Origin of the sequence: Thioalkalivibrio halophilus (assembly GCF_001995255.1) — a bacterium.
Taxonomy (GTDB): Bacteria; Pseudomonadota; Gammaproteobacteria; order Ectothiorhodospirales; family Ectothiorhodospiraceae; genus Thioalkalivibrio; species Thioalkalivibrio halophilus.
On record NZ_MUZR01000008.1, the window covers coordinates 29,694 to 49,917 of the forward strand.

Below are 20,224 nucleotides of genomic sequence, written 5' to 3' on the forward strand. Positions count from 1 at the left end.
GTCCGTTTCCGGGGCCGGCCGCCATGGGCGTGCCGTGGCGCGCGGCGTCAGCTGCCCTGCGTCGGGGAGCCGGTCACCGGTGCGGCCGGGCTGTCGACACTGGACATCGCTCCGGCACCGAACAGGTCGCGCATGCCGCCCAGTGATCCCAGCAGGGCGGTGCCTTCCATCGGCACGAACACGCGGTCGCCCTGTTTGGCCAGTTCGGGCAGCATCTCGATGTAGCGCTGCGCGATCAGGTACTGCACGCCGGCCATCGGGTCGTCGGCCTTGCCCTCGAGGGCGGCCATCACGTTCTGGATGGCCTCCTTCTCGCCCTGGGCCACCAGGATGGCGGCCTGTTTCTGGCCCTCGGCCTTGGCGATCTCCGCCTGCTTGTCACCCTCGGCCTTCTGGATCTCGGCTTCCTTGTAGCCCTCGGCCTCGCGCACCGTGGCGCGGCGGTTGCGCTCGGCGACCATCTGCTGGTTCATCGCCTCGCGGATCTCCTGCGGGGTGTCGATATCGCGGATCTCCACGCGGTTCACCTTCAGGCCCCATTTGTTGCCGGCCTCGTCCATCACCGTCTGCAGGCGCGCGTTGATCTCCTGGCGCGACTCGAAGATCTTGTCCAGCTCCATGGTGCCGATCTCGGAGCGCAGCGAGGTCTGGGCGAGGGTCTGGATCGCCAGCACCAGGTTCTCGGTGCCGTAGACCGCGGCCTGCGGGTCCATGATCTGGTAGTAGAGCACGCCGTCGATCTGTACGCCGACGTTGTCCTGAGTGATGACCGACTGGCTGGGGAAGTCGAGCACGACCTCGCGCATGTCGATCTTGTCCTCGGTCCTCACCACCGGCTGGTCGTTCTTGAAGGTGAGGATCGTGATCGCCCGGGGACGGTCGATGAACGGGATGATCAGGTTCAGGCCCGGCTCCAGGGTGCGGTGGTACTTGCCGAGGCGTTCGATCACCTGGGCGCGGCGCTGCGGGATCATGGTGATCCCCATGCTGAGGAAGACCGCCACGAGGACGGCGATGGCGATGAGGGTGATGAGCGTATTCATGCGGGATTCCCTTCGTTGGTGTGGCTGGAGTGGGTGCCGGGGTCGTCGCCGGCCGGCCGGACCACGGCGGTGATGCCCTGGAAACGCTGGATGCGCACGGGGTCGCCTTCCTGCAGGGTCTGCTGCGGATCCTCGGGACGGGCGGGGTAGGCATCGCCCAGCACGCGCACGCCGAGCCCTCCATTGTAGGGTTCGAGGTGCAGGATCTCGTCGCGCACCCGGGGATCATCCGGCGGCCCCTGCTGCGGGCGGCCGGCCCAGCGGCGGCCGACCCAGAACGCCAGGGCGCCGGCCAGGATCATGCCGACCACGCCGGCGCTGAGCTGGCCGGCCAGTTCGGCACCGAAGGCCGCGGCCACCATGGCACCGAGGGCGCCGCCGGCCAGTACAAGGGTGATGCCGCCACCGCCCGACATCAGCCCGCCGAGGATGGCGAGGTCGATGATCAGGATCAGCAGGGCGGCGAGCAGCCAGATCTGCCAGGGATCGAGGGCCCCGGCCCAGGAGGCGATGTCGGCCATGATTCGGTTCCTTCCGTTGCGTGGTTCGACCCTGCCCGACTCGGCGCGGGCTTGCAATGCATGGTCACGGTCCCGAGTGGATGCCCGCGCCCCGCACGGGCTGTCATACTCAGGGTTTGCGATGGCCGGAGATAGCAGATGGCGGACGGGGAACGCCTGCGGCGCTTTGATGCCGAGGACTACAACAAGGAAGGCGTGTTGCGGCGCAAGGTCTATGAACGCGAGCTGCGGCGGCTGCAGGTGGAGCTGGTCAAGCTGCAGCGCTGCGTGAAGGCCGAAGGCCGCCGCGTGGTGATCCTGTTCGAGGGCCGCGACGCGGCCGGCAAGGGCGGGGTGATCAAGCGCATCATGGAGAAGAGCAACCCGCGCATCGTGCGCACCGTCGCGCTGGGGAAACCCTCGGACCACGAACGCGGGCAGTGGTATTTCCAGCGTTATGCCGCGCATCTGCCCACGGCGGGCGAGATCGTGCTGTTCGACCGTTCCTGGTACAACCGGGCCGGGGTCGAACGGGTGATGGGCTTCGCCTCGGAAGAAGAGGTGCAGCGCTTTCTCGATGCCTGTCCGACGTTCGAGCGGCTGCTGGTGGAAGACGGCATCGAGCTGTACAAGTACTGGTTCTCGGTCAGCGAGCAGGAGCAGGAACGCCGCTTTCAGGCGCGGGTGGAGGACCCCGTCAAGCGCTGGAAGCTCTCGCCCATGGATCTGAAGTCCCGGGAGCTGTGGCACGAGTTCTCGAAGGCCAAGGACGACATGCTGCGCCATACCGATACCGCGCATGCCCCCTGGCGCATGGTGGATGCGGACATCAAGCGCCACGCGCGGCTCAACTGCATCGCGGATATCCTCGCGAATATCCCCTACAGTGATCATCCACCCGAGAAACCGGAGCTGGAACCCCGCGTGTGGGCCAACGATCAGGACGCGCGCGGCCCGCTGCTGACCGGCAAATACATCCCCGCACGCTACTGACGGGGCGTACGAGGAGCTTCAGGGCAGGTTCAGAGGGGGCTCGTCGAGGGCGGCGCGCTGCTCGCGCAGCGTGAGGATGTGCTCCTCCCAGAAACGGGGCGTGTAGAACACCGGGAAGCCCTGGACGAAGGCCGGGTCGTCGGCGCGGCGTGCCAGCCAGGCTGCATGGCGCAGGATGCGCAGGGCCCGCAGCGGGGCGATCAGGGCCAGCTCGCGGCGGTCGAAGGGACGAAAGTCCTCGTATCCCTCCAGCAGGTCCAGCAGCTGTCCGGTCATGGTCGGCGTATCGCCGGACAGGAACATCCACAGATCCTGCACCGCGGGCCCGGTGCGGGCATCGTCGAGGTCGACGAAATGCGGGCCGGCGTCGGTCCACAGCAGGTTGCCGCGATGGGTGTCGCCGTGCAGCCGGATCGCCGGGACTTCGCCCAGTATCGGCTCGAAGTCCCGCAGACGCTCGATCAGGTCGGCACTGAGGTCGCGATAGACCGATACCAGTTCCGGCGGCAGATGCTCGCCGGACAGGACATCTTCGCGGGCCGCGGTGGCCAGACCGGTAAGGTCCATGACCTCGCGATGCAGGAACGGGGCGGCGGCGCCGACGGTGTGGATGCGGCCGATGAAGCGTCCGATGCGTTCCAGCACCTCGGGCTGTTCCAGATCGGGACTGCGGCCCCCGCGCTGCGGATACAGCGCGAAGCGGAAGCCGGCGTGTTCGTGGAAGGTCTCGCCGTCGGCATCGGGCAGGGGGGCGACCACCGGGATCTCCGCCGCCGCCAGCTCGAGGGCGAATGCGTGCTCTTCGCGGATGGCGGCATCCGACCAGCGCCCGGGGCGGTAGAACTTGCCGATGATCGGCCGTGATCCTCCCCGAGCATCTTCGGTGCCGATCTGGTAGACGCGGTTTTCGAACGAGTTGAGTTCCAGCAGGCGTCCGTCGCAGCGCAGGCCGGTAGATTCCACTGCATCCAGGATGCATTCGGGGGTCAGGGCGTCGTAGGGATGTGCGGCCATCGGTGGATTGTGACACAGCGGACGGGTGCCGGGCCGCGGGTCACGGTCGGGACGCGCGCCGGAGGCCCGCATATATTAGGATAGACCCACTTTCCCAGGTTTCATCTCATACGGGGTCCGATTTGGACAAGGCAACCCTATTCGGCGTGCTGCTGGGCCTGGCCACCATCCTGGGGGCCATCATGCTCAGCGGCCAGGCGGCCGATTTCTGGCACACGCCGGCAGTGCTGGTGGTGGTGGGCGGCACTATGGCCGGCACCTTCATCAAATTCCCGTTCCGGCATGTGATGAGCTCGTTCCGGGTGGCGGGGAAGACTCTCTATGAGCCGGCGGATGACCCGCGTGCCCTGATCGAGCGCACCAAGGAGCTGGCCCAGGTCGCGCGCAAGAAAGGGCTGCTGGCGCTGGAAGACGAGGAGACCCCGAACGAGTTCTACGCCAAGGCCCTGCAGCTGTCGGTGGACGGCTTCGAGCCCGACCGCATCCAGCACGTGCTGCGCGAGGACCTGGAACTGTCGCTGGAGCGTCACGAGACCGGTCAGAGGGTGTTCCGGTCCATCGGCGAGCAGGCGCCGGCTTTCGGCATGATCGGAACGCTGGTGGGGCTGGTGCAGATGCTGGGCAACCTCGAAAGCCCGGAAGCGGTCGGCCCCGGCATGGCCGTTGCCCTCCTGACAACGCTTTACGGCGCGATCTTCGCGCAGCTTGTGGCCCTGCCCATCGCGGACAATCTGGAGATGCGGGCGCGCTCCGAGCACATCACTCGGAGCCTGATCGTGGATGCCGTCAACTGCATCCACCAGGGCTTCAATTCGCGCATGATCGAGGAGATGCTGCTCCCGTACCTGCCCAGCAAGCAGCGCGAGAAGGCGGCCGAGGAGCTCGAAAAGCAGGGACAGGCCGAGGGGCAGCCTCAGGGTTCGTCTTCGTAGATGGCCGTGCGCAGGAGCAAGAAAGGCGAGGGTGGCGCACCGCGCTGGATGACCACCTTCGCCGATCTGATGGCGGTGCTGGTGGTGTTCTTCGTGATGCTTTACGCCTTTTCCACCATCGACGCGGAGAAGTACGAGCAGATGGCCGATTCGCTGCGCGAGGTGCTGGGCTCCACCGAGGTGCAGGAGGAAGTGCCCGCCATTCCGGAACCCACCGTTATCGACCTCGAAGGCCGCTCGCCGGAGCCGCGCACCGTCGAGGAGCCGGAACCCGAACCGGAATACCGCGAGCAGGACGAGATCACCGAGGCCCTGCGCGAGGCCCTGCAGGATGAGCTCGAGCAGGGGCTGATCGACATGGCGGAAGAAGACGCCGGTATCCTGCTGCGTTTCGAGGAGCAGGCCGCCTTCGAGATCGGGGAGAAGGATCTGAACGTGGACTTCGTGCCGGTGCTGGAACGGGTGGCCGAGGTGCTGGCCGAGACCCCGGGCCAGATCGTGATTGCCGGGCATACCGACGATCTGCCGATCCGCAGCGAACGTTTCCGCTCCAACTGGGACCTGTCCACCGCGCGGGCGGTCTCGGTGGTGCACGTGATGGAGGGCACCGGGGTGGAGCCGGCCCGCATGCGTGCGACCGGCCATGCGGATACCCGTCCGCTGCGCCCGAACGTGGATGCCGAAAGCCGCGCCCGCAACCGGCGGGTGGACGTGCTGCTTATGGACGATGACGACGCCGATCCGGGCGGGGGGTCGACCGATATCATCGGTGGGGACTCGGGGCCGGATGAGCCGGTACCGCTGGACCAGGCCGTGCCCGAAGGGTGAGGGGCCGACGGGCCGGGGCGCCCCGCCCCGCTGCGGGCAGGGATTCGTGTCGGTTTGTGCGGGGTTCGTGATAACCTCTGCAACTCGGTTGTCCGAACCCTTTTCATTTTCTGAATCAGCGACGTTCGACCCCGCGTATGGGTCGGCGAAGGAGTTTCGCAATGCCTGCAGTATCCCTCCCCGACGGCAGCCGCCGCGAGTTCGATCAACCCGTCACCATCATGGACGTGGCGAAGGACATCGGCACCGGCCTGGCGAAGGCTGCCGTCGCCGGCAAGGTGAATGGCGCACTGGTGGACGTGCGCCACGAGATCGATGACGACGCCGAGGTCGCGATCGTCACCGACCGCGATCCGGAAGGCGTGGAGATCATCCGCCACTCCACCGCGCATCTGATGGCGCAGGCGGTCAAGGAACTCTTTCCCGATGCCCAGGTGACCATCGGCCCGACCATCGAGAACGGGTTCTACTACGACTTCGCGTATGACCGCGGCTTCACGCCGGAAGATCTGGAAAAGATCGAGAAGCGCATGAAGGAGCTGGCGAAGCAGGATCTGCCGGTGGAGCGCTCGACCATGGACCGCGACGAGGCGGTGGAGTACTTCCGCAACATGGGGGAGGAATACAAGGCCGAGATCATCGAATCCATCCCGCAGGGCGAGACCATCTCGCTGTACCGTCAGGGCGATTTCATCGACCTGTGCCGGGGCCCGCACATCCCGTCCACCGGCAAGTTGAAGGCCTTCAAGCTGACCAGCGTGGCCGGGGCGTACTGGCGCGGCGATTCCGACAACGAGATGCTGCAGCGCATCTATGGCACCGCGTGGCCGAACAAGCAGCAGCTGGAGGAGCATCTTCATCGCCTGAAGGAAGCCGAACGCCGTGACCATCGCAAGATCGGCGCGGAGCTGGACCTGTTCTCCATCCAGGACGAGGCCGGCGGCGGGCTGGTGTTCTGGCACCCGAAGGGCGCGCGCATCCGCCGCGAGATCGAGAACTTCTGGTACGAGATGCACGAGAAGGCCGGCTACGACTTCGTCGTGTCGCCGCATATCGCCAACCTGGAGCTGTGGCATACCTCCGGGCACGCCGAGTTTTACGCCGACTCGATGTACGAGCCGATGCAGGACGAGCACCAGGCGTTCCAGCTCAAGCCGATGAACTGCCCGTTCCACGTGCTGATGTACAAGGACCGGCTGCATTCCTATCGTGATCTGCCGATCCGCTGGGGCGAGATGGGCACGGTGTACCGGCGCGAGATGTCCGGGGCGCTGCACGGCCTGATGCGCGTGCGCGGGTTCACCCAGGACGACGCCCATATCTTCTGTCGCGAGGATCAGATCGAGGACGAGGTCATGGGCGTCATCGACCTCACGCTGGAGACCCTGCGGACCTTCGGCTTCGAGGATTTCGACGTGAACCTGTCGACCCGGCCGGATGATGCGGTCGGGTCGGACGAGATCTGGGATCACGCGACCCGGGCCCTGCGCGGCGCGATCGAGAAGAAGGGGCTGGAATACACCCTGGACGAAGGTGGCGGTGCGTTCTACGGTCCCAAGATCGACATCAAGATCCACGACGCGATCGGTCGCCAGTGGCAGTGTTCCACCATTCAGCTCGACTTCAATCTGCCCGAGCGTTTCGACATGGAGTACGTCGCCGAAGACAATGAGCGGCGGCGGCCGATCATGATCCATCGCGCCCTGCTGGGCTCCGTGGAACGCTTCTTCGGCGTTCTGATCGAGCACTACGCCGGGCATTTCCCGACCTGGCTGGCCCCGGTGCAGGCATCGGTGCTGACCATCACCGAACGCCAGGATGATTACGCCCGGGACGTGGCGCGGCGCCTGCGCGAGCAGGGCTTTCGGATCGAGCCCGACTTGAGAAACGAAAAGATCGGCTTTAAGATCCGCGAGCACACGCTTAAGCGCGTGCCGTACCTGCTGGTGCTCGGAGACCGGGAGATGGAAGAGGGCAAGGTCGCGGTTCGTACCCGCGACGGGGAAGACCTCGGCACCATGTCCCTGGACGAACTGAGCGAACGCCTCGGGAAAGAGGTTGCCAGCCGGGGCACCGGAACCTGAACTGGAGAAAAGGCCATTAGCGCAGCGAAAACCGTTCGCCTGAACGATCAGATTACGAGCCCGAAAATCCGGCTGATCGACGCCGAAGGCGAGAACCGGGGGATTACCACCAGCGACGAGGCCCTCGAGATGGCCCGCGATTCCGGCCTGGACCTGGTGGAGATCTCGCCGAATGCCGAGCCGCCGGTCTGCCGGATCATGGACTACGGCAAGTACAAGTTCGAACAGTCGAAAAAGGCTCAGGAAGCCAAGAAAAAGCAGAAGCAGATCCAGATCAAGGAAGTGAAGTTCCGTCCCGGAACGGACGAGGGCGACTACAACGTCAAGCTGCGGAATCTGCGGCGTTTCCTCGAGGCGGGTGACAAGGCCAAGGTCACCATCCGCTTCCGTGGTCGCGAAATGCGCCACCAGGAGCTGGGCAATCAGCTGCTGGACAAGATCGAACAGGACGTGTCCGACATCGCGGTGGTGGAACAGCGCCCCAAAATGGAAGGACGCCAGATGATCATGGTGATGTCGGCCCGCAAGAAGCAGTAGGGCGGACATCGACAAGGGGCGGCGGGTTTCCGCATACCTGATCGCCCTTTTCACAAACGACCGGCCCTGCGGGGAACCGGTCCGAAATGCCGGAGAAGAAAATGCCCAAGATCAAGACCAACCGGGGTGCGGCCAAGCGCTTCACCCGTACGGGGTCGGGAAAGTACAAGCGGTTCCAGTCGCACCGCAGCCACATCCTGACCAAGAAGTCCACCAAGCGTAAGCGTCACCTGCGCAGCCCGGCGATGGTGCACGAGGCCGACACGGCCGCCGTGCGCAAGATGCTGCCCAACCATCGTTGAACTGACCGAGGAATCGAGATATGCCACGAGTCAAGCGCGGTGTAACCGCTCACGCCCGTCACAAGAAGGTCCTCAAGCAGGCGAAGGGGTACTACGGGGCACGCAAGAACGTCTATCGCGTTGCCAACCAGGCGGTCATCAAGGCTGGCCAGTACGCCTATCGTGACCGTCGCCAGAAAAAGCGCGACTTCCGTTCGCTGTGGATCGTCCGCATCAACGCCGCCGCGCGGCAGTTCGACCTGTCCTACAGCCGCTTCATGAGCGGGCTGAAGAAGGCCGGCATCGAGATCGATCGCAAGTCGCTGGCCGATCTGGCGGTGCACGATCTGACCGCTTTCGGCAAGCTGGCCGAACAGGCGAAAGCCGCTCAGGCGGCCTGAGATCCCGCAGGATCATCGCCGGCCTCGACGGCCCGCCGGAGCGCGGGCGGGAAAGGCCGGCAACCCCGGATCATGCGGGGATCCCGAAAGGGGAGGGTTCAGGCCCTCCCTTTTTTGTTTGCAAAGGGGGCAGTACGTGGAGCAATTGCAGGAGCTGACCGACGAGGCGCTGGCGCGGGTCGAGGCCGCCACGGACCTGAAGGCGCTGGATGATGTCCGGGTCCACTATCTGGGCAAGAAGGGTGTGCTGACCGCGCAGCTCAAGGAGCTGGGCCGGCTGCCGGCGGAAGAACGGCCGGCCGCGGGGCAGGCGGTGAACGCGGCCAAGGAACGGGTGGCGGAGGCCATCGAGGCGCGCAGGACCGCGCTTGCCGAGGCCGAGCGCGAGGCGCAGCTGGCGCGCGAGCGGGTGGACGTGACCCTGCCGGGGCGCCGTCCCGCCGGCGGGGCGCTGCATCCCATTACCTCGACCATCGAACGCATCGAGCATTTCTTCGCCGGTCTCGGGTTCCGCGTGGCGGAGGGCCCGGAGGTGGAAGACGACACCCACAATTTCGAGGCCCTGAACATCCCGGCGCATCATCCGGCGCGGGCGATGCACGACACGTTCTACTTCGATGCCCACCGCGTGCTGCGGACGCATACCTCGCCGGTGCAGATCCGGGCGATGGAACAGCAGAAACCTCCTCTGCGCGCGATCGCGCCCGGGCGGGTCTACCGTTGCGATTCCGATCTGACGCACAGCCCGATGTTCCATCAGATCGAGGGGCTGTGCGTGGACAGTGACATCACCTTTGCCGATCTGCGCGGGGTGCTGGATGCGTTCCTGCGGGGCTTTTTCGAGCGCGACGATCTGGCCACGCGCTTCAGGCCATCGTATTTCCCGTTTACCGAGCCTTCGGCCGAGGTGGACATCCAGTGCGTGCACTGCGGCGGTGAAGGCTGTCGCGTGTGCAAGCACACGGGGTGGCTGGAGGTGATGGGCTGCGGGATGGTGCATCCCAACGTACTGGGTCACGTGGGGATCGACCCGGAGGAATACACCGGGTTCGCGTTTGGCCTGGGCGTGGAACGCATGGCCATGCTGCGCCACGGGGTCAATGACCTCCGGCTGTTCTTCGACAACGACATCCGCTTCATTCGGCAATTCGGGCAGGCAGGCTAATGCGCATCAGTATGGAATGGCTGCAGGACTGGCTGCAGATCGACGAGACCCCGCGGGAGCTCGGGCACCGCCTGACCATGGCGGGGCTGGAGCTGGACGCCATCGAAGCGGCGGCGCCGGTCTTTCACGGCGTGCGGGTCGGCCGGGTGATCAGCGTGGAGCCGCACCCGGATGCCGACCGCCTGCGGGTTTGTCAGGTGGAGGCGGGCGAGGCGGAACCGCTGAACATCGTCTGTGGCGCACCCAATGTCTACACGGGAATGGTGGCGCCGGTCGCGGTGGTCGGGGCGGAGCTGCCGGGCGAGTTCCGCATCAAGCGCTCGAAGTTGCGCGGCGTGGCCTCCGAAGGGATGCTCTGTTCCGCACGCGAGATCGGCCTGGCCGAGGACGCCGAGGGCCTCCTGGATCTGCCCGCGGACCTGGAAGTCGGCAGCGACCTGCGCACGGCGCTGGGGCTGGATGATCATGTGCTGGAGGTCGACCTGACGCCCAATCGCGCAGACTGTCTGGGCATGCGCGGGATCGCCCGCGAGTGCTCGGCCCTGCTGGACCGGCCGCTGCAGGTCCGCCCGGCGCCCGCGGTGGAGGCGACGCTGGATCGACGTGTGCGCGTGACCGTCGACGATGCGCAGGCCTGTCCGATCTATTCGGGGCGGATCCTCGAGGGTCTGGATGCCCGGGCACCCACGCCGCTGTGGATGTCCGAACGCCTGCGCCGGGCCGGGGTGCGCCCGCTCTCCGCGATTGTCGACGTGACCAACTACGTGATGCTGGAGCTGGGTCAGCCGCTGCATGCCTTCGATGCCGACCGTGCCGACGAGGTGATTCGCGTGCGCCGGGGCGGCGAGGGCGAGTCCCTGACCCTGCTGGGCGGCGAGCAGACGGTGGAGCTGTCGGCGCGGGATCTGGTGATCGCCGGAGAGACCCAACCGCTGGCGCTGGCCGGAATCATGGGCGGAGCCGCTTCGGCGGTGGATGACGACACCACCCGGGTGGTCCTGGAATGTGCCCATTTCGCGCCGCGTGCGCTGGCGGGCCGGGCTCGCGAACACGGGCTGCATACCGATGCGTCGCATCGCTTTGAGCGGGGTGTGGATCCCACCCTGGTGCCGCGCGCGATGGAACGGGCCACCGAGCTGTTGCTGGCGATCTGCGGCGGCGCCTGCGGGCCCGTGGAGACGGTCGGCGACATCCCCTCGACGCACGATGAACGGCCGATCACCCTGCGCGCCGGACGTATTGAGCGGCTGCTCGGGGTCGCCCTGGACGACGGCGAGGTGGAGCGTATCCTGCGGGCGCTGGACTGCGTGGTGGAGCCCGGTGGCGATGGCACGTGGCGGGTGTTGGCCCCGCGTGCGCGCTTCGACCTGGAGCGCGAGGAAGACCTGATCGAGGAACTGGCGCGGGTGCACGGGTATGACCGTCTGCCGCGCACCCTGCCGGGCGCGGTGCCGCCGGTGACGCCGCCGGGTGGCCTGAAGGCGCTGTGGGAAGGTCTGACCCGGCGCGGGTTCCACGAGGTGATCAGTTTCAGCTTCATCGACCGCGAGGTTTCGCAGCGCTTCTATCCCGAGGTGGAGCCGCTGGCGCTGGCCAACCCCATCGCCTCCGACATGAGCGTGATGCGCCCCGGTCTGTGGCCGGGGCTGGTGAGCACGGCCGCCTGGAATACGGCCCGGCAGCAGTACGACCTGCGGCTGTTCGAACACGGCCTGCGCTTCGTGCCCGGGGCCTCCGGCCTGTCCCAGGAACCCCGGCTGGCCGGGCTGCTGAGCGGACGGGCCATGCCCGAGCACTGGGAGACGGCATCCCGCGAGCTGGACTTCTTCGACGCCAAGGGCGAGGTGGAGACCCTTTGCGGCAACCTGGCGGAGCCGTTGCGCTTCCGCGCGGAGAAGCATCCCGCGCTGCACGATGGTCAGAGTGCCCGTGTGCTGGCCGGCGAACAGCCGATCGGCTGGGTGGGCAAGCTGCATCCGTCGCTGGCGGAGCGCTTCGACCTCGGGGCCCCGGTGTTCCTGTTCGACCTGGATGCACGGACCGTCAGTACCGACCCGGTGGCGCAGTTCCGGCCCCTGTCGGCTTATCCCTCGATCCGGCGGGATCTGGCCCTGGTCGTGCAGGAGAACGTGCCCGCCGGGGATCTGCTGGCGGCGATCGGCGAACTCGAGCTGGAGCTGCTGCGTGACGTCCGGCTGTTCGATGTCTACCAGGGCAAGGGTTTGAATCCGGGCGAGAAGAGTCTGGCTCTGGGCTTGATTTTGCAGGCATTTGATCGCACGCTTGATGACTCCGATGTGACCGCCGTGACCGATGCGGTGGTGGCGCACCTCGAAAGCCGGTTCAATGCGACCCTGAGGCACTGATCGATGGCAGCTGTGACCAAGGCGGATCTGGCCGCCACGCTGAACGAGGAACTGGGCCTGAACAAGCGCGAGGCCAAGGAATTCGTCGAAATGTTCTTCGAGGAGATGCGTCAGTCGCTGGAAGACGGCGAGGGCGTGAAACTCTCGGGGTTCGGCAATTTCGTGCTGCGCGACAAGAACCAGCGCCCGGGGCGCAATCCCAAGACCGGGGAAGAGATCCCGGTCTCCGCGCGCCGCGTCGTGACGTTCCGCCCGGGCCAGAAACTGCGCGAACGGGTCGAGAGCTATGCTGGAAGCGAGTAACCACCAGGAGCTGCCGGCGATCCCGGGCAAGCGGTATTTCACCATCGGGGAAGTCGCCGAGCTGTGCCTGGTCAAGCCGCACGTGTTGCGTTACTGGGAGCAGGAATTCCCGATGCTGGAGCCGGTCAAGCGGCGCGGCAACCGCCGGTACTACCAGCGTCAGGACGTCATCCTGATCCGTCAGATCCGCGCGCTGCTGTACGAAGAAGGCTTTACCATCAGTGGCGCGCGGCAGAAGCTCTCCGGGGACGAGGCGCGCGAGGATCACCAGCAGGCCCGGCAGATCATCCAGGACACGATTCAGGAACTGGAATCGGTACTGAAGGTGCTGAGGAACTGAAACACGCGGAAGACGGGGTTGTTCGCCCCCTTTCGCGAACGGCCGCTCTCGATTACCATATATCGCGTTCGGGGCGTAGCGCAGTCTGGTAGCGCATCTGCATGGGGTGCAGAGGGTCGCAGGTTCAAATCCTGCCGTCCCGACCAAACAGGACAGTAAAAAGGCCGCCGGGGGAGTCCCCGGCGGCCTTTTTTGTGCGCGCCGAACGGGTTCGGCGTCGGCCGGGATCGGTTTACTGCATGTAGGAATAGCCTTCCTGCTGCAGATGGATGATTTCGGAGTCCGCCATGGGGACGATCTCCACGAACCCGTGCACGTCCTCGGGCTCGATGCCGCGCAGGGCGGCGGAGGCCTCGCACATGCGGATGTCGATGTTGCCGGCACGGGTCAGGGACTCGGCGCGGCGCATCAGGTCACGATGTTCATCGAACTGATCGTGGGTGAAGAAGGGCACTTCGCGGCCGTGCAGCACCAGCACGATGTGCGAATCGAACGGATCGGCCTCGTACACGTTGTTGAGCATGCTGACGCGGTCGAGGACGAAATCCATCTCGTCCGCGGTATCCACGGCCACGTCATACACCACGCGGGCCGGTTCGTACTCCTTCTGGTTGACCTCGGCGGAGCCCCAGGGCATGTCGTCCTGTGCCGGGGTGGTAAGCGGGGCGCCCAGCAGGAGTGCCCCGGCGACCAGGCTGGCGAGGGGACCGATACGGCTTGCATGTGCGGACATCACGTTCTCCCTTGCAATGTGGGCTGGCGATACCAACAAGACGCATGGACGGGCCGGATCCATTCCGTCAGCGTGTCCGTCAGCGTGGCGGCTCGCCCGGCCCGCGGGCGTGATCTTCGGGGCTGCGGGCGTGCAGCACGCGCTCCAGCAGTTGTTCGGCGGCCATGCCGACCCGTCGACCAAGCGGTTGCGCGCGGGTATAGGAGACCTCGAAGACCTCGGCCTCGCGCGCCAGTTTCATCAACAGGTCGTCGCTGGTGCCGATCTCGTCGGCCAGCCCCAGGGCGCGGGCCTGGTCCCCGTACCAGTGTTCGCCGGTGGCGACCCGGTCCAGTTCCAGCTGCGGGCGGTATCGCTGCAGGAACTGCTTGAACAGTTCGTGGGTTTCGTCGAGGTGATCCTGGAACTTGCGCCGGGCGGCGTCGGTGTTTTCGCCGAATACGGTCAGGGTGCGCTTGTAGTCCCCGGCGGTCAGCAGTTCGAAGTCGATGTCGTGGCGGTCGAGCCAGCGATGCAGATTGGGGATCTGCGCCACCACCCCGATGGAGCCGAGGATGGCGAACGGGGCGGCGACGATGCGATGACCGACCGCGGCCATCATGTAGCCGCCACTGGCGGCCACGCGGTCGACCACCACGGTGAGATCCAGCCCGGCCTCGCGCAGGCGGACGAGCTGGGAGGCCGCGAGGCCGTAGGAGGGTACCATTCCCCCGGGGCTCTCGAGGCACACGACGGCCTGATCGCGGCCGGGCTCGGCCAGGGTGAGCACGGCGGTGATTTCTTCGCGAAGGTTGTCCACCGCCGACGCCCGAATGTCGCCCTGAAAGCGCAGCACGAACACCCGCGGCGCTGGGGCCTCTTCCTGTTCGAGTTCGACCACGGTTGGTGATTCGCTGACCGGGTTTCCCCCGGGCGCGGAAGAACCGGACGGGTCGGCCGGCGATTCGGCGGTGTCGGCGTCGCTTACCCCGGCGGATTGCGTCGATCCATAGGGGGTCCCGCCATCGGGGGTCCCGTTGCCCTGGCCGTTGCCATCAAAGGGGTGTCCGGGGTGGCGGCGCCGGCGCAGGCGGTCTCGCAGGCGCTGCAGGCGGGTGCGTGGGCCTTCCACCGCGCGGCGCACGGTCTTTTCCATGCGTGCATAGCGGTCGTTCAGGCGTTTGACGTTGAGCTGGTCGGGGCGGCGCTCGCGGCTGCGGGCAATCAGCCCGATAAAGGCGCTCATCAGGATCAGCACCGCCATGACGGCGGTGACGACCTTGGCGAAGAACAGTCCGAAATCCTGCAGCAGTTCCATGCGATTCCTCGGGGTCGGCGGGTGGTCGACGCATCGTCTGTGCGTGCCATAATGCCACCATGATTGCTTCCGACGCTTGGGACCCGCGCGCTCCGGGTCGTTTTCATGGTTGCGAGGATGCCGGGGGGGCGGAGCCCGAGCCGGTGGTCTACCGCGATGTTCCGGTGCTGACGCTGCGTCAGGTCGACGAATGGAACGGCCAGCCCAAGGGCACGGCGTTCCGCATGTTTCGGGCCCGCGAGGGTGAGCTGGAAGAGGGGCGTGACTTCTTCCTGATCCGTCGGGGCGAGGAGCCCGAGCTTGCCGAGCAATGGCGGGCGGCCGGCACCATCTATCCGTCGACCGTGCACGTGGTCCTGCTGGGGACGCGGGCGGTGGAGCGCATGCGTGCGGAATGGCATGCGCGCACGCACAGCCCGGACTGCGGATGTCCCGGGTAACCCTCGAGCAGTGGCGCATGCTCAAGGCGGTGGTGGATGCGGGTGGTTTCGCCCGCGCCGCCGAGCGGGTGCACAAGAGCGCCTCCAGCGTGAACCACGCGGTGCAGAAGCTGGAGGAACAGCTGGGGGTCGAGGTTTTCCAGCTGCAGGGCCGCAAGGCGGAACTGACGCCGGCGGGCCATGCGCTGCTGCGGCGCGCGGAACACCTGCTCGAGGAGGCCGCGGACATCGAGGCCCTGGCCGGCGCGCTGGCCACCGGCGTGGAATCGGAACTGCACCTGGCGGTGGAGCAGATCATCCCCGCCGCGCGGGTCATCCATGCCCTGGAGGCGTTTTCGCGCGAACAGCCGGCGACCCGCATCCAGCTGCACGAGGTGGTGCTGGAGGACGGTCCCCAGCGTCTGGAGCAGGGGCGAGTGGACATGCTGCTGGCGCCCCAGGTGCCCTCGGATTTCCTGGCGCAGGAAATCGGGGAACAGACCATGGTGTGTGTCGCTCATCCGGGGCACCCGCTGGCGAGGTCGGGTGCGGTGCTCACCCGGCGTGACCTGCGGCCTCATCGCCAGGTCGTGCTGCGCGATTCGGGTGCCCGTGGCAACGGTGAAGGCGGCTGGCTGGATGCCGATCAGCGCTGGACCGTGGGGCATGTGTCCACGGTGCTGGAAGTGCTGCGTTCCGGAGTCGGGTTCGCCTGGGTGCCGCTGGACCGTGTGGCGGATGATCTGGCCTCCGGTCGCCTGGCGGAACTGGTGCTGGAGGCCGGCGGGCGTATGCGGGTGCCGTTCTATCTCACGCTGGCCGACGGTGACGCGGCCGGCGTCGCCGGGCGGGCGCTGGCTGACGCACTGCGCACGGCCTTTCAATCTTTGCCAACTTCGACCGGGATGGATCCATAACCCATGTGCGGAATCGCCGGAGAATTCGTCTGGGGCGAGCGACGCGCGAACGCGGATGCGGTCGCGCGCATGCTGCCCTGTCTGGAACGCCGCGGCCCGGATGCCGATGGCCTGTGGGCCTCGGGCCGGGTGGCGCTGGGACACCGGCGGCTGTCCATCCTGGACCTGTCGCAGCGGGCGCACCAGCCGATGTTCGACCCCGAAACCGGGTTGTCGCTGGTGTTCAACGGGGCGATCTACAATTTCCGCGCGTTGCGCAGCGAGCTCGAGGGGCGCGGTCACCGCTTCTTCTCCAGCGGTGATACGGAGGTGATCCTGCGCGGGTATGCCGAATGGGGCGAGGGCGTGGTGGCGCGGCTGCACGGCATGTTCGCCTTCGCACTGTTCGACGGGGAACACCAGCGCCTGCTGCTGGCGCGCGACCGCATGGGCATCAAGCCCCTGTACCTTGCGCGCACCGGTGACGGGATCCGTTTTGCCTCCAATACCGCGGCCCTGCTGGCCGGCGGCGGTGTGGATACCGAGCTGGATCCCGAGGGCCTGCACATGCTGTTCTCGCTGCATGCCGTGGTGCCGGCGCCGCGCACGGTGTTGCGGGGGGTGCGCAAGCTGGAACCCGGTCATTACATCACCATCGATGCGCACGGCCAGGAGCGCCAGCAGTGCTACTGGCAACTGAACGCCCGACGTCCTGCGGAGGCGGTGAGTGACGCCGAATGGCAGGAACGCATCGAGGCGGGCCTGCGCCGCGCGGTGCGCCGGCGCCTGGAAGTGGCGGATGTACCGGTGGGGGTGCTGCTGTCGGGCGGCCTGGATTCCAGCCTGCTGGTGGCGCTGGCCATGGAAGAAGGTGCGCAGGATCTGCGCACCTTTACCGTGGGGTTCGAGGATCAGCCCGAGGAAAAGGGCTCCGAGTTCGAGTATTCCGATCCGGTGGCGGAGCGTTACGCGACCGATCACCAGGCCACGCTGATCCCCAACGACCAGGTGCTCGCACGGCTGCCGGAGGCCGTGGAGGCCATGGCCGAACCGATGTTCGGGCAGGACGCGGTCGCATTCTACCTGCTGTCCGAACAGGTCTCGCAGCACGTGAAGGTGGTGCAGTCGGGCCAGGGGGCGGACGAGGTCTTCGGCGGCTATTTCTGGTACCCGCAGATGGCGGAGGATCGTCACGGCGACTGGGTGGAACGCTTCCGCCGGCACTATTTCGATCGCGATCACCCCGAGATGGCCGAGATGCTGCGCCATCCGCCGCCGAATGACGTGACCGGGGAGTGGCTGCGCGAACAGTTCCATCGTCTGGAGTCCGACCGCGCGGACTCGTTCATTGATGCGGTGCTGGCGCTGGACGTGACCACGCTGATCGTCGACGACCCGGTCAAGCGGGTGGACAACATGACCATGGCCTTCGGCCTGGAGGCGCGGGTGCCGTTCCTGGACCACGAACTGGTGGAGACCGCCGCGGCGATGCCGCCGCATCTGAAGCTGGGCGACGGCGGCAAGGACGTGCTGCGGCGCATCGCCCGCGGCCGTCTGCCGGACGCGGTGCTGGACCGGCCCAAGGGCTACTTCCCGGTGCCGGCGCTGAAATACGTGCGCGGGGATTTCCTCGACTTCATGCGCGACATCCTCAACTCGCGTGCGGCGCGCGAGCGCGGGCTGTATCAGCCGGCCTACATCGACAAACTGCTGGACGCCCCGGACCAGTATTTCACCCGCATCCAGGGCTCCAAGCTGTGGCACGCGGCACTGCTGGAGTACTGGCTGCAGGTCCACGTGGATGGCTGAATGCCGTGCCGGAGCGGTCAGGGGATCGGTCAGGGGGGCTGACCTCCTGCGCGTCTCAGATTTCCTTCAGGCGCGGCATCAGCATGGTCAGGTTGCAGGGCATGGTGCGGGCGTCAAGCTGGGCGCGGATCAGCTGGTCCCAGGCCGTCCGGCAGGCCCCGGTGGAGCCCGGCAGCACGAACACGTAAGTGCCGTTGGCCACGCCTGACAGGGCCCGCGACTGCAGGCTGGAGGTGCCGATCTCTTCGTACGACAGCGCGCGGAACAGTTCGCCGAAGCCCTCAATGGTCTTGTCCAGCAGCACCGACACCGCCTCGGGGGTGCCGTCGCGGCCGGTGATACCCGTTCCACCGGTGGTGAGGATGGCGTCGATCCGCGGATCGGCGATCCAGCGCGAGACCACCGCGCGCAGGGCGTAGATGTCGTCCGGCTGCAGGTCGCGCTCGGCCAGTTGATGGCCGGCGGCTTCCAGGCGTTGGACCAGGGCATCGCCGGAGCGATCCTCGGCCGCCGAACGGCTGTCGGAGACCGTGAGGACGGCGATATTCAGCGGTGTGGTGACGGCGTCACCGGTTTCGGGCGCATTGGGGCTCATGGCGGGTTCCCGTTGGTGTATCGTGGGCGCCCATCATAAACAGTGGCAGGAGCCGATGCAGGAACGGGTACAGAAGGTCCTCGCGGCGCGCGGTCTGGGGTCGCGGCGCGAGATCGAGGGCTGGATCGAACGCGGCGAGGTGCAGATCAACCAGAGCACCGCCGGACTGGGCGATCGCGTGGGGCCGGATGACGTGATCCGGGTGCGCGGCCGCGTGGTCACGCGACCGGAATATCCGCACCGCTGGATCGCCTATCACAAGCCGGTCGGCGAGATCTGTTCGCGCTCCGATCCGGAGGGCCGGCGTCCGGTGTTTGCCAGCCTGCCGAAGCTCAAGGGCCAGCGCTGGGTGGCGGTGGGCCGCCTGGACCTCAATACCTCCGGGCTGCTGCTGTTCACCACCGACGGCGAACTGGCCAATGCGCTGATGCATCCGGGCGGCGCCATGGAGCGCGAATACGCGGTGCGTGTGCTGGGCCAGGTGCCGGAGGAGACGCAGCGCATGCTGCTGGAGGGCGTGGAGCTGGAGGACGGACCGGCCCGATTTGATGCCCTGGAGGCCGGGGGAGGCGATGGCGCCAACCAGTGGTATCACGTGATCGTGACCGAGGGCCGCAATCGGCTGGTGCGGCGGCTGTGGGATGCGGTCGGGGTGACGGTCAGCCGCCTGATCCGGGTGCGCTACGGGCCGGTGGTGCTGGGGCGCGGGCTGAAATCGGGCGCTGCGCGTGACCTCGAGGTGGGCGAAGTGGCCGCGCTGTATCGCGAGGCGGGGCTGAATGTGCCGGAGAACCTGCAGCCGCCGCAGAAACGTCGCGGCACACGGCCGAAAAAGAAAAAGGGCGGGGCAGCCGGGGGTCGCGACAAGGGCGAGGGCTGGAGTTCGTCACGTCCGGGTGCCGGGGCGAAGACCGCCAAATCCGGCAAGCCCGGCGCGCGCCAGGGCAGGGGAGCGCGCGGCGGACGCGGCCGGCCGGGGCGCTGAATCATGACCGACGGGGCTGACACCGCGGCGCCGGACTGTCGCACGGTGCTGGAACGGCTGCATGCGCATTATGGCCCGTTGCACTGGTGGCCCGCCGAGACCGCGTTCGAGGTCATGGTCGGGGCGGTGCTGACGCAGAACACGGCCTGGAGCAACGTGGAGCGCGCGCTTGCGGCCCTGCGCGAGGCGGATGCGCTGACGCCGGCAGGGATGGCGGCCCTGGAGCCGGAGGAACTGGCCGAGCGGATCCGCCCGTCGGGGTATTACAACGTCAAGGCCGGGCGCCTGCGGCACCTGCTGGCGTTCCTCGAGCGGACGGGCGGGATCGAGGCGCTGTCTGCGCTGGAGACCGGAGCACTGCGCGAGGCCCTGCTGGAGGTGAAGGGCATCGGTCCGGAAACGGCCGATGACATCGTGCTGTACGCCTTCCACCGTCCGGTGTTCGTCGTGGATGCCTACACCCGGCGCCTGTTCGAACGCCTCGGGCGACCGCATGCGCGGGACGGCTACGAGACGCTGCGGGCCTCGGTGGAGGCCGAGCTGGGTGCGGATACCGTGGCGTTCAACGAACTGCATGCACTGATCGTGGAACACGGCAAACAGCGCTGCCGGCCACGCCCGCTGTGCGACGGCTGTCCGCTGGGGGATCGCTGTTACGGGGTTGTCACGGGCTGATGCGCCACGCGAAGCGGCACCGGCGGGT

General features: G+C 67.0%; 22 protein-coding genes and 1 tRNA gene. 17 read left to right on the top strand and 6 right to left on the bottom strand.

Annotated features, from left to right (window positions below; translation table 11 throughout):
- Positions 1–47: 47 nt before the first annotated feature.
- Complete coding sequence (locus tag B1A74_RS03210) at positions 48–1,043, bottom strand: SPFH domain-containing protein (protein ID WP_019021977.1); 996 nt, start codon at positions 1,041–1,043, stop codon at positions 48–50.
- Positions 1,040–1,564 (bottom strand): NfeD family protein, encoded by a 525-nt coding sequence (locus B1A74_RS03215; RefSeq protein WP_019021978.1) that lies wholly within the window; start codon positions 1,562–1,564, stop codon positions 1,040–1,042. Before B1A74_RS03215 ends, B1A74_RS03210 begins: the two co-directional genes overlap by 4 nt.
- 138 nt (positions 1,565–1,702) lie before the next feature.
- Between B1A74_RS03215 and ppk2 the strand changes: the two genes are divergently transcribed.
- Positions 1,703–2,536, top strand: a complete 834-nt coding sequence (gene ppk2 / locus B1A74_RS03220) for a polyphosphate kinase 2 (RefSeq protein ID WP_077243742.1) — start codon at positions 1,703–1,705, stop codon at positions 2,534–2,536.
- An 18-nt stretch (positions 2,537–2,554) separates the two neighbouring features.
- Here the strand turns inward: ppk2 and B1A74_RS03225 are convergent, their stop codons facing one another.
- The gene (locus B1A74_RS03225) at positions 2,555–3,622 is read right to left on the bottom strand and encodes a serine/threonine protein kinase (RefSeq protein ID WP_077243743.1); all 1,068 of its coding nucleotides are present in this window, start codon (positions 3,620–3,622) and stop codon (positions 2,555–2,557) included.
- A gap of 50 nt (positions 3,623–3,672) precedes the next feature.
- On the opposite strand from B1A74_RS03225, the gene B1A74_RS03230 reads away from it, so the two are divergent.
- From B1A74_RS03230 to B1A74_RS03280, 11 genes are all read left to right on the top strand, one after another.
- Entirely contained in the window at positions 3,673–4,482 is an 810-nt protein-coding gene (locus B1A74_RS03230) for a motility protein A (RefSeq protein WP_077243744.1), read from the top strand.
- Positions 4,483–5,310, top strand: coding sequence for a flagellar motor protein MotB (locus tag B1A74_RS03235; protein WP_077243745.1), 828 nt, complete (start codon positions 4,483–4,485; stop codon positions 5,308–5,310).
- Between the two features lie 161 nt (positions 5,311–5,471).
- Positions 5,472–7,394 (top strand): threonine--tRNA ligase, encoded by a 1,923-nt coding sequence (gene thrS, locus B1A74_RS03240; RefSeq protein WP_077243746.1) that lies wholly within the window; start codon positions 5,472–5,474, stop codon positions 7,392–7,394.
- A gap of 39 nt (positions 7,395–7,433) precedes the next feature.
- Positions 7,434–7,931 carry a translation initiation factor IF-3 gene (gene infC / locus B1A74_RS03245; protein ID WP_425274669.1) on the top strand — a complete coding sequence of 166 codons (498 nt, stop codon included), beginning with the start codon at positions 7,434–7,436 and terminating at the stop codon, positions 7,929–7,931.
- Positions 7,932–8,032: 101 nt separating this feature from the next.
- Positions 8,033–8,233, top strand: a complete 201-nt coding sequence (rpmI, locus tag B1A74_RS03250) for a 50S ribosomal protein L35 (protein WP_018869319.1) — start codon at positions 8,033–8,035, stop codon at positions 8,231–8,233.
- 20 nt (positions 8,234–8,253) lie between these two features.
- Positions 8,254–8,613, top strand: coding sequence for a 50S ribosomal protein L20 (gene rplT, locus B1A74_RS03255; RefSeq protein WP_018869320.1), 360 nt, complete (start codon positions 8,254–8,256; stop codon positions 8,611–8,613).
- Between the two features lie 136 nt (positions 8,614–8,749).
- On the top strand, positions 8,750–9,778 hold the full coding sequence (gene pheS, locus B1A74_RS03260) for a phenylalanine--tRNA ligase subunit alpha (protein WP_077243748.1): 1,029 nt from the start codon (positions 8,750–8,752) through the stop codon (positions 9,776–9,778).
- Positions 9,778–12,144, top strand: a complete 2,367-nt coding sequence (gene pheT, locus B1A74_RS03265) for a phenylalanine--tRNA ligase subunit beta (protein ID WP_077243749.1) — start codon at positions 9,778–9,780, stop codon at positions 12,142–12,144. The genes pheS and pheT overlap by 1 nt, the downstream gene beginning before the upstream one ends.
- 3 nt (positions 12,145–12,147) lie before the next feature.
- Positions 12,148–12,447 carry an integration host factor subunit alpha gene (locus B1A74_RS03270; RefSeq protein WP_024329755.1) on the top strand — a complete coding sequence of 100 codons (300 nt, stop codon included), beginning with the start codon at positions 12,148–12,150 and terminating at the stop codon, positions 12,445–12,447.
- Entirely contained in the window at positions 12,431–12,787 is a 357-nt protein-coding gene (locus B1A74_RS03275) for a MerR family transcriptional regulator (RefSeq protein ID WP_024329756.1), read from the top strand. Before B1A74_RS03270 ends, B1A74_RS03275 begins: the two co-directional genes overlap by 17 nt.
- Positions 12,788–12,856: 69 nt before the next feature.
- A tRNA-Pro gene (locus B1A74_RS03280) sits at positions 12,857–12,933 on the top strand.
- Positions 12,934–13,019: 86 nt separating this feature from the next.
- Here the strand turns inward: B1A74_RS03280 and B1A74_RS03285 are convergent.
- Positions 13,020–13,520: a DsrE family protein gene (locus B1A74_RS03285; RefSeq protein WP_077243750.1), complete on the bottom strand. Its 501-nt coding sequence runs from the start codon at positions 13,518–13,520 to the stop codon at positions 13,020–13,022.
- A 79-nt stretch (positions 13,521–13,599) separates the two neighbouring features.
- Positions 13,600–14,817 (bottom strand): protease SohB, encoded by a 1,218-nt coding sequence (gene sohB / locus B1A74_RS03290; protein WP_077243751.1) that lies wholly within the window; start codon positions 14,815–14,817, stop codon positions 13,600–13,602.
- A gap of 59 nt (positions 14,818–14,876) precedes the next feature.
- On the opposite strand from sohB, the gene B1A74_RS03295 reads away from it, so the two are divergent.
- From B1A74_RS03295 to B1A74_RS03305, 3 genes are read left to right on the top strand one after another with little or no spacing between them, the layout of a single operon-like run.
- Positions 14,877–15,257: a hypothetical protein gene (locus B1A74_RS03295; protein ID WP_244263423.1), complete on the top strand. Its 381-nt coding sequence runs from the start codon at positions 14,877–14,879 to the stop codon at positions 15,255–15,257.
- Positions 15,245–16,153 carry a LysR family transcriptional regulator gene (locus tag B1A74_RS03300; RefSeq protein ID WP_077243752.1) on the top strand — a complete coding sequence of 303 codons (909 nt, stop codon included), beginning with the start codon at positions 15,245–15,247 and terminating at the stop codon, positions 16,151–16,153. Before B1A74_RS03295 ends, B1A74_RS03300 begins: the two co-directional genes overlap by 13 nt.
- 3 nt (positions 16,154–16,156) lie before the next feature.
- Positions 16,157–17,941 carry an N-acetylglutaminylglutamine amidotransferase gene (locus tag B1A74_RS03305; protein ID WP_077243753.1) on the top strand — a complete coding sequence of 595 codons (1,785 nt, stop codon included), beginning with the start codon at positions 16,157–16,159 and terminating at the stop codon, positions 17,939–17,941.
- Positions 17,942–17,996: 55 nt separating this feature from the next.
- On the opposite strand, the gene moaB is transcribed toward B1A74_RS03305, so the two are convergent.
- On the bottom strand, positions 17,997–18,536 hold the full coding sequence (gene moaB / locus B1A74_RS03310) for a molybdenum cofactor biosynthesis protein B (RefSeq protein ID WP_077243754.1): 540 nt from the start codon (positions 18,534–18,536) through the stop codon (positions 17,997–17,999).
- A 55-nt stretch (positions 18,537–18,591) separates the two neighbouring features.
- Here moaB and rluB point away from each other — a divergent pair, with 55 nt between their 5' ends.
- Complete coding sequence (rluB, locus tag B1A74_RS03315; RefSeq protein ID WP_077243755.1) at positions 18,592–19,521, top strand: 23S rRNA pseudouridine(2605) synthase RluB; 930 nt, start codon at positions 18,592–18,594, stop codon at positions 19,519–19,521.
- A gap of 3 nt (positions 19,522–19,524) precedes the next feature.
- On the top strand, positions 19,525–20,196 hold the full coding sequence (locus tag B1A74_RS03320; protein ID WP_077243756.1) for an endonuclease III domain-containing protein: 672 nt from the start codon (positions 19,525–19,527) through the stop codon (positions 20,194–20,196).
- Positions 20,197–20,224 lie beyond the last annotated feature (28 nt).